Annotated in this window: 14 protein-coding genes; 2 read left to right on the top strand and 12 right to left on the bottom strand. The window is 68.8% G+C overall.

Annotated elements, in window-relative coordinates; genetic code table 11:
- Positions 1–123: 123 nt before the first annotated feature.
- The 5 genes from AC5RUF_RS10550 to dapA all read right to left on the bottom strand — a co-directional run bounded on the left by AC5RUF_RS10550 (position 124) and on the right by dapA (position 6,907).
- Complete coding sequence (locus AC5RUF_RS10550; RefSeq protein ID WP_494130529.1) at positions 124–696, bottom strand: CinA family protein; 573 nt, start codon at positions 694–696, stop codon at positions 124–126.
- Entirely contained in the window at positions 693–1,283 is a 591-nt protein-coding gene (gene pgsA / locus AC5RUF_RS10555) for a CDP-diacylglycerol--glycerol-3-phosphate 3-phosphatidyltransferase (RefSeq protein WP_493998988.1), read from the bottom strand. The genes AC5RUF_RS10550 and pgsA overlap by 4 nt, the downstream gene beginning before the upstream one ends.
- A 20-nt stretch (positions 1,284–1,303) precedes the next feature.
- Entirely contained in the window at positions 1,304–4,201 is a 2,898-nt protein-coding gene (locus AC5RUF_RS10560) for an FtsK/SpoIIIE family DNA translocase (protein WP_494130530.1), read from the bottom strand.
- A gap of 96 nt (positions 4,202–4,297) precedes the next feature.
- A complete protein-coding gene (locus AC5RUF_RS10565; protein ID WP_493998185.1) occupies positions 4,298–5,983 on the bottom strand; it encodes a ribonuclease J in 1,686 nt (561 codons plus the stop codon).
- Between the two features lie 6 nt (positions 5,984–5,989).
- On the bottom strand, positions 5,990–6,907 hold the full coding sequence (gene dapA / locus AC5RUF_RS10570) for a 4-hydroxy-tetrahydrodipicolinate synthase (protein ID WP_494130531.1): 918 nt from the start codon (positions 6,905–6,907) through the stop codon (positions 5,990–5,992).
- A 91-nt stretch (positions 6,908–6,998) separates the two neighbouring features.
- Here dapA and AC5RUF_RS10575 point away from each other — a divergent pair, with 91 nt between their 5' ends.
- Both AC5RUF_RS10575 and AC5RUF_RS10580 read left to right on the top strand, forming a co-directional pair.
- Positions 6,999–7,679, top strand: coding sequence for an SDR family NAD(P)-dependent oxidoreductase (locus AC5RUF_RS10575; RefSeq protein WP_494130532.1), 681 nt, complete (start codon positions 6,999–7,001; stop codon positions 7,677–7,679).
- A 70-nt stretch (positions 7,680–7,749) separates the two neighbouring features.
- A complete protein-coding gene (locus tag AC5RUF_RS10580; RefSeq protein ID WP_494130533.1) occupies positions 7,750–8,937 on the top strand; it encodes a heparan-alpha-glucosaminide N-acetyltransferase domain-containing protein in 1,188 nt (395 codons plus the stop codon).
- Positions 8,938–8,955: 18 nt separating this feature from the next.
- Here AC5RUF_RS10580 and AC5RUF_RS10585 read toward each other — a convergent pair whose 3' ends face one another.
- The 7 genes from AC5RUF_RS10585 to AC5RUF_RS10615 form a co-directional block, all read right to left on the bottom strand.
- Entirely contained in the window at positions 8,956–9,429 is a 474-nt protein-coding gene (locus AC5RUF_RS10585; protein ID WP_494130534.1) for a hypothetical protein, read from the bottom strand.
- 8 nt (positions 9,430–9,437) lie between these two features.
- Positions 9,438–10,196: a 4-hydroxy-tetrahydrodipicolinate reductase gene (gene dapB, locus AC5RUF_RS10590; RefSeq protein WP_494130535.1), complete on the bottom strand. Its 759-nt coding sequence runs from the start codon at positions 10,194–10,196 to the stop codon at positions 9,438–9,440.
- A 20-nt stretch (positions 10,197–10,216) separates the two neighbouring features.
- Entirely contained in the window at positions 10,217–10,654 is a 438-nt protein-coding gene (locus tag AC5RUF_RS10595) for a molybdenum cofactor biosynthesis protein MoaE (RefSeq protein WP_494130536.1), read from the bottom strand.
- The gene (locus tag AC5RUF_RS10600) at positions 10,644–11,150 is read right to left on the bottom strand and encodes a MogA/MoaB family molybdenum cofactor biosynthesis protein (protein ID WP_493998677.1); all 507 of its coding nucleotides are present in this window, start codon (positions 11,148–11,150) and stop codon (positions 10,644–10,646) included. The genes AC5RUF_RS10595 and AC5RUF_RS10600 overlap by 11 nt, the downstream gene beginning before the upstream one ends.
- Positions 11,138–11,563 carry a cyclic pyranopterin monophosphate synthase MoaC gene (gene moaC, locus AC5RUF_RS10605; protein WP_493998676.1) on the bottom strand — a complete coding sequence of 142 codons (426 nt, stop codon included), beginning with the start codon at positions 11,561–11,563 and terminating at the stop codon, positions 11,138–11,140. Before moaC ends, AC5RUF_RS10600 begins: the two co-directional genes overlap by 13 nt.
- Before the next feature lie 111 nt (positions 11,564–11,674).
- On the bottom strand, positions 11,675–13,075 hold the full coding sequence (locus tag AC5RUF_RS10610) for a molybdopterin molybdotransferase MoeA (RefSeq protein ID WP_494130537.1): 1,401 nt from the start codon (positions 13,073–13,075) through the stop codon (positions 11,675–11,677).
- 93 nt (positions 13,076–13,168) lie between these two features.
- Positions 13,169–14,083 (bottom strand): molybdopterin-dependent oxidoreductase (locus AC5RUF_RS10615; protein WP_494130538.1); only part of this gene is annotated, 915 nt, incomplete at its 5' end.

The raw sequence follows: 14,083 nt of genomic DNA on the forward strand, positions 1-14,083 counted from the left end.
CCTATGAGTACGGGCTGCGGCGGTACCGCAGACTGTTCAAAGATCGTACTGGAAGAACCTTGGCGGTTCCTGATACTAACAACTGACACCCTGCCCGTTTTGTTCCCCGGGACACGAACGCGGTTACCGCACCTGCGGACCGGGCTCCCCCGGCCCCAATGCGGCGGCCAGCAGTTTCAGTGCCTCCGTGCAGGCGGCCGAGCGGATTGCAGTGCGGTCGCCGGAAAACAGGTATTCGCGGTATGAGGTTCCTTCGGCCGTGGCAATACCAACGAAGACGGTGCCCACGGGTTTCCCGTCGTGGGGCTGCGGTCCGGCAGCTCCGGTGGTGGAGACGCCGACGTCGGCGCCCAGCACGCGCCGCGCGCCCGCCGCCATTTGCTCTGCCACTCTTCCGTCCACGGACCCGGCTTCGGCCAGGAGCCCGGCCGGAACGCCCAGGACGGAATGCTTGATCCCATTTTGGTACGCCACCACCCCGCCCTGCAAAACCGCTGAAGCTCCCGGCACCGATCCGAGTTCTGCGCACAGCATTCCGGCGGTCAGGGACTCGGCGGTGGCTATGGTTTTTCCGGACCGGCCGGCGGCGGCCAGGGCCTCCGCTGCCAGCACCCCGGCTGCCGGGTCCTTCACTGCCGGGTCCTGAGCTGCAGGATCCGCAGGGTCGCGGGGTCCGGCGTCGGGCACCGTGTTCATGCGCTCTTGGCGCTGCGGCGCAGGCGCACGGCCTGCATAACGTAGTCGATACCGGTCACCACTGTGATCACCAGTGCGGCAGCCATGAAGACGGCTCCGATCCACCAGGCCCAGGCGCCCAACCAGGTGCTGAGCGGAAGCAGGAAGACAAAGATGGCGAATGTCTGCACCACGGTCTTGAGCTTGCCGCCGCGCGAAGCGGCCATCACGCCGTAGCGGATCACCACAAAGCGCATCAGCGTGATGCCGATTTCGCGGACCAGGATCACGATGGTGACCCACCACCACAGCTCGCCCAGGAGCGAGAGCATCACCAGTGCCGAACCGATCAGCAGCTTGTCCGCGATCGGGTCGGCGATCTTGCCGAAATCGGTGATCAGGCCGCGGCTCCGGGCCAGGTCGCCGTCGAGCTTGTCGGTGTAGATGGCCACGGCGAAGGTGGCCACCGCCAGCCAGCGATAGAGGCCGCCGCGGCCGTCGTCGGCAGCGAGGAACCAGATAAAGAGCGGAACCATCAGGATCCGCACCACCGTCAGTACATTGGCGATATTGAGGGTGGGGACCCTCTCGCTAGGAGAATTGCTCACCGCATCAGCCTAGCGAACATTCACCGGCCGGTGAGGTTCCACGCGTCTTCGGACTCGGCATCGTCCGCTCCGTCGTGGTACTCCGCCGCCTGCGGCCGGCTGTCCAGGTCCGCGGCGACCAGGTCCTCCGGACCGCCGTCGAACCCGTGGTTCACGTTCGCGTTGTCGGCCAGGGCCGCAGTGCCGGCGCCCGACGCCGGTGCCGGCGGTTCCCCGCCGCTGATGGCGGCCAGGGTGGCAGCCAGGTCGTCGGGCTTGACCAGCACATCGCGCGCCTTGGAGCCCTCGGAGGGGCCGACGACGCCGCGGGACTCGAGCAGGTCCATCAGGCGTCCGGCCTTGGCAAAGCCCACGCGCAGCTTGCGCTGGAGCATGGACGTGGAGCCGAACTGGGTGGTGACCACCAGTTCGGTGGCCTGCAGCAGGACGTCGAGGTCGTCTCCGATGTCGTCGTCAATCTGCTTCTTGGGCGCGGTGACGGTGACGTCTTCGCGGTAGACCGCCTGCAGCTGGTTCTTCACATGCTCCACCACGCGGTGGATTTCGGATTCGGTCACCCAGGCGCCCTGGACGCGGATGGGCTTGTTGGAACCCATCGGCAGGAACAGTGCGTCACCCTGGCCCAGCAGCTTTTCCGCGCCGGGCTGGTCAAGGACCACGCGGGAGTCGGTGACGGAGGAGGTAGCAAAGGCCATGCGGGACGGGACGTTGGCCTTGATCAGGCCGGTGACCACGTCCACGGAGGGGCGCTGGGTGGCCAGCACCAGGTGGATGCCGGCGGCGCGGGCCAGCTGGGTGATGCGGACAATCGAGTCTTCCACGTCCCGCGGGGCAACCATCATCAGGTCGGCGAGTTCGTCCACGATCACCAGGAGATACGGGTAGGCGCGGATGACCCGCTTGGAACCGGCCGGCGGCACCACTTTCCCGTTGCGGACGGCCTTGTTGAAGTCGTCGATGTGCTTGAACCCGAAGTTGGCCAGGTCGTCATAGCGGGTGTCCATTTCACGGACCACCCACTGCAGGGCCTCGGCAGCCTTCTTGGGGTTGGTGATGATGGGCGTGATCAGGTGCGGGACGCCTTCATAGGCGGTCAGTTCCACCCGCTTGGGGTCCACCATGACCATGCGCACTTCATCGGGGGTGGAGCGCATCAGGATGGAGGTGATCATGGAGTTCACGAAGGACGACTTACCGGCACCGGTGGCACCGGCGACCAGCAGGTGCGGCATCTTGGCCAGGTTGGCCACCACGAAGCCGCCTTCGACGTCCTTGCCGACGCCCATCACCATGGGGTGTTCGGTCTTGCGGGCGGAGTTGGAGCGCAGGACATCGCCCAGCGCCACCACTTCCTTGTCCGCGTTCGGGATTTCAATGCCGATGGCGGACTTGCCGGGGATCGGCGAGAGGATGCGCACGTCGGAGCTGGCCACGGCGTAGGCGATGTTCTTGGACAGCGCGGTGACGCGTTCCACCTTGGTGCCTTCGCCGAGCTCGATCTCGTACCGGGTGACCGTGGGGCCGCGGGAGAAGCCGGTCACCTTGGCGTCCACGTTGAATTGCTCCAGGGTATGCGTCAGGGCGGCGACGACGGCGTCGTTCGCCTCGGAGCGCTCCTTGGCGGGCGGGCCCGGCGGCAGGAAGTCCGACGGCGGCAGCGTGTAGGTGATGTCGCCGGAAAGCTGCAGCTGCTCGGTGCGCTGCGGGATGGGCGCGGCCGGCGGTGTGTGCGCCACCGGACGTGACGGGACACTTGGGACCGCGCCGGGAGCTGCAAGGTTGAGGACCTCGGTGGCACCGGGAACCATGCTGATCGCCTCGGTGGGCGGCTCGGCGGAGTCTGGGCCGGCATCGCCGTCGACGGGCAGTCCCTGGTTGCGGCGGATCTTCTGCGTGGCCAGTTCGGCCTGCGTGGGACGGCGCACGCCCGGCGGGACGGCCGGCGCCGCGGCAGCAGCTGCTGCGGCTTCTTCCTCCTCGTCGCGCAGCAGGGCACGTTCGAAGGCTTCGTCGCCGGCAAACCCCTCCTGCGCGGCGGCTGCCGCCGCCTCGGCTTCCTTTTCGCGGCGGGATTTACGCGGCTTCTTCACCTTCTCCGGCTTCGGGTTCCCGTAAAGGTAGCTCTGGTCGTGGGCCTCGGGATCGTCGGCGGCCAGGTCCTGGCCCATCAGGTGCTCATAGAGGGCACGAAGGCGCAGGGGAATGTGCCGGAACGGCGTGGCGGTGATGATCAGGACGCTTACGAAGGCCAGGAAGGACAGCAGGGCCAGCACAGGCCACTTGGTCAGCGCCGCGGAGAGCGGACCGGCGACCAGAAAGCCGACAATGCCGCCGGAGGCCCACAGCCGGTCAAACCCATCGGAGAGCGACGGCGACCCGCCCACGATATGCGTGATGCCGGAGCCGGCCAGCAGCATCACCGTCAGGCCGATGCTGATCCGGCTGTTGGCGCGGTGGCGCTCGGGATAACGGAACAGCCGTACGGAACCGGTGAGGAGCATAAACGGCAGCACCAGGGCCATCCAGCCGAAGGTGCCGGCGGCACCGGCGTGGATGACGTCCGCCACCGGGCCGCGAAGGGCCCACCACTCCACGGTGGCCACGGCCAGTCCGAGCAGGAGCAGGAAGAAACCTGTTCCGTCCCGGCGGATGTCGCGGTCCGGGGACACATCGGCGCCCAGCTTCCGGACGCCGGCACCGGCTATCCGGGCCACGCCCATCCAGGCGGTCTGCACGGCCCGCAGCGGCAGGGGCAGCTGATCAGGCTGTGCCTGGCGCGACGCGGAGCTCCCCCGGCCTGAAGATCCGCCGCGGGGGCTGCCTTTGCCTGATGCCTTGCTTGAGCTGCCGCCGGCACTCCGGGCCGTGGTACGGCCGGAAGAACCGCTGCGTGCGGCAGGGGAAGTACGAGTCGCCATACGCCCCACGCTACCCGATGGGGCCGTCTTTCCCCCTGATTTACGCGGCCGGGAACGGGTTGTGCCCCGTTTCCCGGCCGTGCGGTGAGTGGCCGGTCAGGCTTCGACAACCACCGGGACGATCATGGGCCGGCGGCGCAGGCGGCGGTTGACCCAGGTGCCGACTACCCGCCGGACCACTTGCTGCAGCTGGTAGGTGGTGTGGTCGGTATTGGACCGCACCGCTTCCTCCAGCGCCGCGCTGATCTTCGGAACGATCTCATCGAAGACGGCGTCCCCCTCGGCAAAACCGCGGGCATGGATTTCCGGGCCGGAGACAATGGTTCCGGTGCTGCGGTTGACCACGGAGATGATGGAGATGAAGCCTTCCTCGCTCAGGATGCGGCGGTCCTTGAGGTCGGTGTCGGTGATCGCGCCCACGCTGGACCCGTCCACGTAGACAAATCCGCATTCGACCTCACCGACCACCCGCGCCTTGCCGTCGCGCAGGTCCACCACAGTGCCGTCATCGGCCAGGATGATGTTCTGTTCCGGGACGCCGGTGGCAGCGGCGAGCCGGCCGTTGGCGATCAGGTGCCGGGTTTCGCCGTGTACGGGCATGGCATTCTTCGGACGCAGGATGTTGTAGCAGTAGAGCAGCTCGCCGGCGGCGGCGTGTCCGGAGACGTGGATCTTGGCGTTGCCCTTGTGCACCACGTCGGCACCGAGCCGCATGAGTCCGTTGATGACGCGGAAGACCGCGTTTTCGTTGCCCGGAATCAGGGACGAGGCGAGGATGACGGTGTCGCCCTTGCCGATGCTGATGCGGTGGTCCCCGTTGGCCATCCGGGACAGGGCCGCCATGGGCTCGCCCTGGGATCCGGTGGACATCAGCACCACCTTGTTATCCGGCAGGTCATCGACGTTCTTGAGGTCGACGAGGATCCCGTCGGGTACGTTCAGGTAGCCCAGTTTCTCGGCAATGGCCATGTTCCGGACCATCGAGCGGCCCACGAAGCAGACGAAGCGTCCGTGCGCGGCGGCGGCGTCGAGGACCTGCTGCACGCGGTGGATGTGGGAGGAGAAGGACGCGACGATGATCCGCTTGTCGACCTTCCCGAACAGTTCCTGCAGCACCGGCCCGATTTCGCGCTCTGCCGTGGTGAATCCGGGGACGTCGGCGTTGGTGGAGTCGGCCATAAACAGGTCAACGCCCTCTTCGCCCAGCCGGGCGAAGGCGCGCAGGTCGGTAATCCGGCCGTCCAGGGGCAGCTGGTCCATCTTGAAGTCGCCGGTGTGCAGCACGGTGCCGGCCTCGGTCCGGATGAACACGGCCAGCGCGTCGGGAATGGAGTGGTTCACCGCCACGAATTCGCACTCGAACGGTCCGAAGCGTTCAGTCTGCCCTTCCTTCACGGTCAGGGTGAACGGCTTGATGCGGTGTTCCTGCAGCTTGGCTTCCACCAGCGCCAGGGTCAGCTGCGAACCGATCAGCGGAATATCGTTCTTCAGCCGCAGCAGGTAGGGCACGGCCCCGATGTGGTCTTCGTGTCCGTGGGTGAGCACCACGCCCACCACGTCCTCCAGCCGGTCTTCGATGTAGGAGAAGTCGGGCAGGATGAGGTCCACGCCGGGCTGGGTCTCTTCGGGGAACAGCACCCCGCAGTCCACGATCAGCAGCTTGCCGTCGATCTCGAAGACGGCCATGTTGCGGCCGATCTCCCCCAGGCCGCCCAGGGCGACAATGCGAAGGGTTCCCGCCTCCAGGGCGGGCGGGGTCAGCAGTCCGGTGGTATCAGTCATTGCCGGTTATGCCTCGTTCCGGGAAAAGTCCATGCCCGCTTCGGCCAGGTCCGTCAGGATGGTTTCCATTTCCACGGCATCCGGAGCCACCAGCGGCAGCCGGACGGCGGCGGTGGGGATCACCTTCTGCATGGCCAGCACCTGCTTGGCGGCGACGGCGCCGGGAATGTGCGTCATCACGGCCCGGATCAGCGGATCCAATTCAAAGTGGATGCGGCGGGCGGTGGCGAAGTCTCCGGCCGCCGCCGCGTCCACCATGGCACGGAACTGCTCGGTGGCGATGTGGGCGGTAACACTGACCACGCCGACGGCGCCTGCGGCCATCCACGGCAGGGTCAGGCCGTCATCGCCGGCGTAGACGTCAAGGGTGGTATTGGCGAGCACCCGGGTGATGCCGGCGAAGTCCGCCTTGGCGTCCTTGAGGGCGAGGATGCGGGGGTTCTCGGCCAGCCGGAGGATGGTGGGGGTGCTCAGGGCGATTCCGGCACGGCCCGGAATGTCATAGACCATAACGGGCAGGTCGGTGGCGGCCGTAACGGCGTCGAAGTGCGCCACAACGCCGGCCTGCGTGGGCTTGTTGTAATAGGGGGTCACCACCAGCTGGCCGTCGGCGCCGGCGCGTTCGGCACGGCGTGCCATCTCCACCGAGTGGGAGGTGTGGTTCGTGCCGGTACCGGCGATGACCTTGGCCCGGCCGCCTACCGTCTCGGCCACCACGCGGAACAGGTCCTCCTTCTCGCTGTCCTCCAGCGTGGAGGTTTCCCCGGTGGTGCCGGAGACCACCAGGCCGTCGCAGCCGTCTTCAACCAGCTTGTTCGCGAGGATGGCCGTGGCGTCGTAGTCCACTGCTCCATCCTCGGTAAACGGGGTCACCATGGCGGTGACGAGGGTGCCGAAGGGAAGCGTGCGGTTATCTGTTTCCATGCGTAAAACGTTACCCGCTGCGCGCTGCAAAGGGACAACGACGCCGGTGCCCGCTCTTCCGTCCGGGCAGGTGGAGTGTGAGTATGGGCGCATGACCGCCACTTCCCCGGATTCCGCTTTGCCCGGCACCACGCTCATTGTGGGCGCGGGGCCGGGCATCGGCCTCGCGGTAGCCCGCCGGTTCGCTGCGGCGGGCGGCCCGGTCGGACTGGTGGCCCGTTCCGCGCAGCGGCTGGCCGGGCTCGCGGACACCCTTGCCGCTGAAGGGATAGCAGCGGAGTGGGCTGCCGCTGACGCCTCCGACCCAGGTTCCCTGCAGCCGGCCCTGAAGACGCTCGCGGCCCGCCTCGGTCCCGTTGAGGTGCTCTGCTTCAGCCCGCTGCCCAGCCTCGACCTCATCCGTCCGGTCCTGGAAACCGGCGCCGGGGAGTTCCTGGCGTCGCTGGCACTGAATGTGGGCGGCGCTGCCACCGCCGTGCGGGAAGTGGTGCCCGGGATGCTGGAACGCGGACACGGCAGCCTTTTGTTCACCACCGGCAGCGGTGCCGTGCGCCCCTCTCCGGACCGCGCCGCCAGTGCAGTGACCACGGCAGCGGAAACCGCCTACGTGGATCTGCTCCACCGGCAGTTGGGCCCGGCCGGCATCCGCGTGGCGCACGTGCTGATTGTCGGCCCGGTGGGGCCCGGGCTCCGGCATGAGCCCGATAGGGTGGCCGAAGCCCTGTGGCAGGCCCACAGCCGGCCGGGCGCCGCCGTCACCGTCCTCGAGTAGCCCCGGAAACCGGCGTCGGGCGCATACCTCCCCCGCAGCGGGGCGGGCCGGCCATGAGACGATGCTGTGCATGATCCAACGCCGCCTCACCGGCATAGATGCTGCCCGGGGCATCGCCCTGCTGGGCATGGTCGCCACGCATGCACTGCCCCTGTACAGCCCGGAAACCGGAGACCCCACGCTCACGGGCCTGGTGTTTTCGGGACGGTCCTCTGCCCTGTTCGCCGTGGTGGCAGGAGTCGGACTGGCCCTGCTGACCGGCGGCAGCACCCCGCACGAGGCGCACGCGGTCCGGCGGGACCGGCGCGGGATTGCGGTGCGGGCCCTTCTCATTGCCTTGGTGGGCCTTGCCCTGGGCGGGCTGGAGACCAACATTGCGGTCATCCTCTTCCACTACGCGGTGCTGTTCCTGCTGGCCCTGCCGTTTGCGGGGATGCCGCTGCGCCGCCTTGCGGTCTGGGCCGGCGCCTGGCTGGTCCTCTCCCCCGTGGCGGCCTACCTGCTGCGGGGCTTCCTCACGGAAAACCTGGTCCCGGCGGAAATCGGGGGAAACCTGACCTGGGACTCGTTCCTGGAGCCGGCAGCCCTGGCCGCGGATGTCTTTGTCACCGGCTTCTACCCGGTGCTGCAGTGGTTGAGCTACGTCCTGCTGGGCATGGTGGTGGGCCGGCTGGACCTGTTGAGCCTGCCGGTCCAGGTGGGGCTGCTCGCTTCGGGAGTGTTCGCGGCGGTGGCAGCGAAGTTCGCGTCGTATTACCTGTTGGGCAGCTTGGGCGGCCTCGAGGCCCTGGAGGCAACCGAATCGGGGCAGCGCTGGCCGCTGGCCAGGATGCTGGAGGTTAATCTCAGCCCGGTGGAGCAGACCGGGTCCTGGTGGTGGCTGGCGCTGGCCGGGCCGCACTCCAATACCAGCCTGGACATGCTGCATGCCGCCGGTACGGCAGCAGCGGTGCTCGGGGCCTGCCTGTTGCTGACCCGGGCACGTCCGAATCTGCTCCTGCCGCTCTCCGCGGCCGGTGCCATGACGCTGACCCTGTACAGCCTCCACGTCTGGGTCATGACCGTGGTGGACCAGCAGGACCCGGCGCTGGAGCCGCTGCCGGTGTTCTGGATCCAGGCTGTGTTCTACGTGGTCCTGGCTATCCTGTTCCACCGCGTGCAGGCACGCGGCCCGCTGGAGTTTGCCGTCTCCGGCATCTCGCGGCTGGCCCGCGGGGGCACCGGCGGCCGGACCCCCGCGGCGCGGCAGAAACGCTGAAGCGAAGCTCCGGTCCGGCTACTGCCCCTTGGCGGCGAACAGTTTTCCGGCCTGCCGCATCGAGCGCCGGGCCCGCGTGCGGTCCCCTGCGGCGTCGTAGGCGCAGGAGAGGCGGAACCAGCTGCGCCAGTCTTCGGGTGCGGCCTCGGTTTCCGCCTTGTACTTCGGGAATTCGGCATCGGCTGCTTCCCGGATGATCCGTCCGGCCGGGGTGCGCGGCAGGTCATCCACAGGCAGGCGTCCCTCGTCGGCCAGGATGGCGGCCATCTTCTCCGTCCGGGCACCGAACATAAGTTCGCGAATCAGCGCCCATGCGCCGACCACCGGCAGTACCAGGTAGGCGGCGCCCATGAACCGGGCGGCAAGTTCCGGGGAGGTGAGCAGGAGCCAGCCCCGCTGGGCGGAAACCACCAGGTAAAAGAGCAGCAGCAGGGTCACCAGGGCGACGCCGAGCTTGGCGCGGTTGGAGAAGAGGCCCTTGAAAAAAGACAACGTGTTCCTTAATCGTTCAGGTTGAGGTAGCCGTCGAGTCCGACGGTCAGTCCGGGGTGGCCGGCCACCTGCCGCAGTCCCAGCAGCACGCCGGGCATAAAGGAGGCGCGGTCATAGGAGTCGTGGCGGATGGTCAGCTGCTCGCCGGGGCCGCCCAGCAGTACTTCCTGGTGGGCCACCAGTCCGCGCAGCCGCACCGAGTGCACATGCACGCCGTCGACGTCGGCGCCGCGTGCACCCTCCAGTGCCTTTGCCGTTGCGTCCGGCGACGGCGGCAGGCCGGCATCGCTGCGTGCGGAGGCAATCAGCTGGGCGGTGCGGACCGCGGTGCCGGAGGGGGCGTCCACCTTATCCGGGTGGTGCAGCTCGATGATCTCCACCGACTCGAAGTAGCGGGCGGCCTTGGCGGCGAACGCCGACGCCAGCACCGAGCCGAGCGCAAAGTTGGGGGCGATGAGCACACCGGTCTCCGGGGACGCGGCCAGCAGCTCCTGAAGCCGGGCAAGCCGTGCAGTGTCCCAGCCGGTGGTGCCCACCACGGCGTGCATGCCGTGTTCGACGGCGAAGCGCACGTTGTCCTCGGTGCTGTCCGGCACAGTGAGGTCCACGACGTAGCGGGCTCCGGCGGAAACCAGGGTCTCCAGCGGGTCGGTCCGCCCCAGTGCGGCCACCAGCTCCATGTCCTCGGCGGCTTTAACGGCGGCCACTGCCTCGGATCCCATGCGGCCTGCGGCGCCGAGGACCGCTACGGCAAGTTTTTCGCTCATAGGCTCCAGATTACCGGTGGTCAGGGTCGGTCGCTGACGCCTACCCACTCGGTGCTGCCGTCGGTGAACCCCTGTTCCTTCCAGATGGGCACGTTGGCCTTGACGGTGTCCACCAGTTCTGAGCAGGCAGCAAAAGCCGTGCCGCGGTGGGCCGAGGCGACGGCAGCCACCAGGGCGGCGTCGCCGATGTCCAGGCTCCCGGTGCGGTGCCCTACCCAGATCCGCACGCCGTCGTACTTGGCGGCGACGGCGTCGGCCACCGCGGCCAGCACCGCGGCGGCCGTGGGGTGGGCGCTGTAGCCCAGGGATGTCACGGATTTTCCGTCGTCGTGGTTGCGGACAATGCCACTGAAGGTCACGACGGCGCCGCAGTCCGGGGACCAGGTAAGCCGTTCCGCCTCGGCGCTGCTCAGCGGCTCCTCGGACACGGTGGCCCTGATGACCTGGCTAGTGTTCACGTTTTCCTTCCAGCTGGCCGCAGATGTGGCCGATGATCGGTTCCAGGACGGCCAGGCCGTCCGCCACTGCCCCGGGCGAACCGGGCAGGTTCACCACGAACGTCCTTCCCGCGGTTCCGGCGAAGCCCCGGCTGATGGCTGCCATGGGGGTGGCGGCCAGCCCCTTGGCGCGGATGGCTTCCATGACTCCCGGAACGTGCCGGTCCAGGAGGGGCTCGGTGGCGTCGGGCGTGACGTCGTCCGGGCTCAGGCCGGTACCGCCGCTGGTCAGGAGCACGGACGGCTGCAATGCCAGGATCCGCCGCAGCGAGGCCGCCACTTCATCGCCGTCAGGGACCACTTCGGCCAGCACGATGTCGTAATCCAGGGCGTAGAGCCAGTCGGCAATCAACGGCCCGCACTCGTCCTGGTAGACGCCGGATGCCGCCCGGGTGGAGGCGATCAGCACCCCCGCGGTGCGCCGGGCCGGGGCAGGCTGGGCGGTCACAGTGCCCAGTCCCCGCTTTTGCCGCCGGACTTGGCCAGCACCATGGTGTCGGTGATCCGGGCGTGCTTGTCCACGGCTTTGATCATGTCGTACAGGGTCAGGGCCGCCACCGAGGCGGCCGTCAGGGCCTCCATCTCGACGCCGGTCAGGGCCTTGGTCTTCACGGTGGCCTCCACAACGACTTCGCCCTGCTGCGGCGTGAAGTCCACGGTGACCTTGGTCAGCGGCAGCGGGTGGCACAGCGGAATGAGGGTGGAGGTCTGCTTGGCGGCCATGATCCCGGCCACCCGCGCAACGGCCAGTGCGTCACCCTTGGGCAGTCCGCCGTCGGCAATCAGCCGGACCACCTTTTCGGTGCTGCGCAGCACCGCCTGGGCGGTGGCCTGCCGCGTGGTTTCGGTCTTGGCGGACACATCCACCATGTGCGCGGATCCGTCCTCGCGGACGTGGGTCAGTCCGGCGGAGTGGAGGTCTTCGGGGTGGGCGCTCACGCGGGGTCCTTTCGGTGCTCAGTTCGGCAAGTCCGGTTCGGCTTAGTCCAACAGCAATACTGTCACTTCCGCGCCCGCCGGGAGGTGTTCGGTCCCTGCTGGGACTGCAATCAGGGCGTTGGAGACGGCCAGGGCGTGGACCAGGTGCGAGCCCGGTCCGCCCACCGGTTCCACGATGCCGTCCGCATACCGGCCACGGCGCACCTGGTATTTTCCCGGCGGGCTGCCCAGCGGTGCGGCGAGGCGGGCCTGCACCTGCGTCCGCGGGCGGGGCGCGCCGGTGACAGCTGTCAGTGCCGGGCGCAGGAACATTTCGAAGGACACCAGTGAACTGACGGGGTTGCCCGGAAAACCGAGGAACGGGATGCCGTCCACGGTGCCGATCCCCTGCGGGCCGCCCGGCTGCATGGCGACGGACAGGAACCGCACATCGGCGGTGGCCAAGGCCTGGCGGACCACCTCGTACGCGCCCTTGCTGATACCGCCGGAGCTGAGGACCAGGTCCGGCGTGTCCGCCGCAAGGTCGGCGCGGAGCCGGGCGGAAAACTCCTCCGGTGAATCGGCGAGGATCCGGGAACGGAGCACCTGTGCGCCCGCCTGCTCCAGCGAGGTCCGCAGCAGGGTGGTGTTGGCGTCATGGATCTGCCCGGGCGCCAGGACGGTCCCGGGGTCGCGTACCTCGTCACCAGTGGTCAGGAGCAAAACGCGGGGGCGGCTGCGCACGGAGACTTCCGCCAGGCCCAGGGCAGCCAGCAAGCCCAGCTGCAGCGGTCCCAGGACGGTGCCGGCAGGCAGGGCCAGCGCGCCCCCGGCTATGTCGCTGCCTGCTGCACGGACATACTGCCCGGCGGGAATGCCGGCAGGAAGCTCCACGCTTCCGCCGCCCTCTGCCGGCAGGAACCGGTCGGGAATGCAGGCCTCGATGGGCACCACGGCGTCCGCGCCGGCCGGCAGCATGGCACCGGTCATCACCGGTGCGGCCATGCCCGGCTCCAAGGGGTCCGGAGCGGTCCCGGCCGGGATGGGGGCGGCGACGCCAAGGCTGATCCGCCCGGTTCCGTTGCCGGCACCAGTGCCGCTTTCGCCGGCGCCGGCCGGGCCGGCTGCCTGCGCAAGCAGGTCCGCGGACCGGACCACGTAGCCGTCCATTTGCGAGTTGGTAAACGGCGGCAGGCTGCCGGGCGCATGGACATCGGCGTCGAGCACCCGCCCCGCAGCGTCGGCCAGGACGAGCGTTTCGCTGGCGGGCGGACGGGCCAGGAACCAGGTGTTCAACAGCTCCCGGACAGCGTCCCGGTGTGCCTCCACCGGGCGCGGGCCCGGGGCGGCGGCGCCCGCCGGAACGGGTTTGGCCGCGGACGCGACACCGAAGGCGGGACCGGCAGGAACGGCAGGAACGGCACCACCGGCAGGAATACGGTGCGGTACGGGCTGCGGGGACATCTTCCTCCTAGCGGAGCGGACAGGATTGCGGGGAACGAGCGGAAACTGCCGCCGGCGGGCGGGGGCGGAGCTGGGAGGAGACCGGCGGACCGGTCAGCGAACCGTTACCCGAATTGTATGCAGGCCGGTGGCACCGTCGGGAAGCACCGGCCGTTTCTGCTCGTCCTGGGCTACGCCGTTGGCGTCCACGGCCCGGACGGTGAGGTCGTGTTCCCCGGCGTCGAGCCGCACCGGGAGGGAGTACTGCCGCCAGGTGTCCGCGGAGATCCCGGCGGCCAGCTGCGCGTCCTGCCAGTCGCCGTCGTCCACCCGGACCTGCACGGCACTGATCCCGGTGTGCTGCGCCCAGGCCACGCCCGCCACGGTAACCATCCCGGCGGAGACCGGCTTGCGGCCGGGCACATCGATGCGGGAGGACAGTTTGACGGGGCCGCGCTCGCCCCAGCCGCGTTCCGTCCAGTAGGCGGCGTCGTCGGCAAAACGGGTCACGCGCAGTTCGGTCACCCATTTGGTGGCCGAGACATAGCCGTAGAGGCCCGGCACCACCAGGCGGACCGGAAATCCGTGTTCCAGCGGGAGCGGTTCCCCGTTCATCCCCACGGCCAGCAGCGCATCGCGGCTATCGGTCAGCGCCTGAAGCGGCGTGGACGCGCTCCAGCCGTCCCGGCTGGTGGAGAGCACCATGTCCGCCTCCGGCCGGACGCCGGCGGAGGCCAGCAGTTCACGAACGGGCCAGCCCAGCCAGCGCGCGTTGCCGACCAGGTCCCCGCCCACCTCGTTGGAAACACAGGCAAGGGTCACGTAGCTTTCCTGCAGCGGCTGGGCCAGGAGGTCTGCGTAGCTCAGCTCGACCTCGCGTTCCACCAGTCCGGTGACCCGCAGGCGCCACTGGGCGGGATCAATCACCGGAACACCCAGGGCGGTATCGATCCGGTAGAAGTCCGCCGCCGGGGTCACCAGCGGGGCCAGCCCGTCCACGGCCAGCGCTGCCCCCGCGGGCAGGGGCGC

This window comes from Arthrobacter sp. Y3224198, assembly GCF_059090025.1.

What these genes read in the sequence shown, in the direction of transcription:
- AC5RUF_RS10550 (WP_494130529.1), bottom strand. Translation starts at nt 696, where the DNA reads ATGAACACGGTGCCCGACGCCGGACCCCGCGACCCTGCGGATCCTGCA.
- AC5RUF_RS10560 (WP_494130530.1), bottom strand. Translation starts at nt 4,201, where the DNA reads ATGGCGACTCGTACTTCCCCTGCCGCACGCAGCGGTTCTTCCGGCCGT.
- AC5RUF_RS10565 (WP_493998185.1), bottom strand. Translation starts at nt 5,983, where the DNA reads ATGACTGATACCACCGGACTGCTGACCCCGCCCGCCCTGGAGGCGGGA.
- dapA (WP_494130531.1), bottom strand. Translation starts at nt 6,907, where the DNA reads ATGGAAACAGATAACCGCACGCTTCCCTTCGGCACCCTCGTCACCGCC.
- AC5RUF_RS10575 (WP_494130532.1), top strand. Translation starts at nt 6,999, where the DNA reads ATGACCGCCACTTCCCCGGATTCCGCTTTGCCCGGCACCACGCTCATT.
- AC5RUF_RS10580 (WP_494130533.1), top strand. Translation starts at nt 7,750, where the DNA reads ATGATCCAACGCCGCCTCACCGGCATAGATGCTGCCCGGGGCATCGCC.
- dapB (WP_494130535.1), bottom strand. Translation starts at nt 10,196, where the DNA reads ATGAGCGAAAAACTTGCCGTAGCGGTCCTCGGCGCCGCAGGCCGCATG.
- moaC (WP_493998676.1), bottom strand. Translation starts at nt 11,563, where the DNA reads ATGGTGGATGTGTCCGCCAAGACCGAAACCACGCGGCAGGCCACCGCC.
- AC5RUF_RS10610 (WP_494130537.1), bottom strand. Translation starts at nt 13,075, where the DNA reads ATGTCCCCGCAGCCCGTACCGCACCGTATTCCTGCCGGTGGTGCCGTT.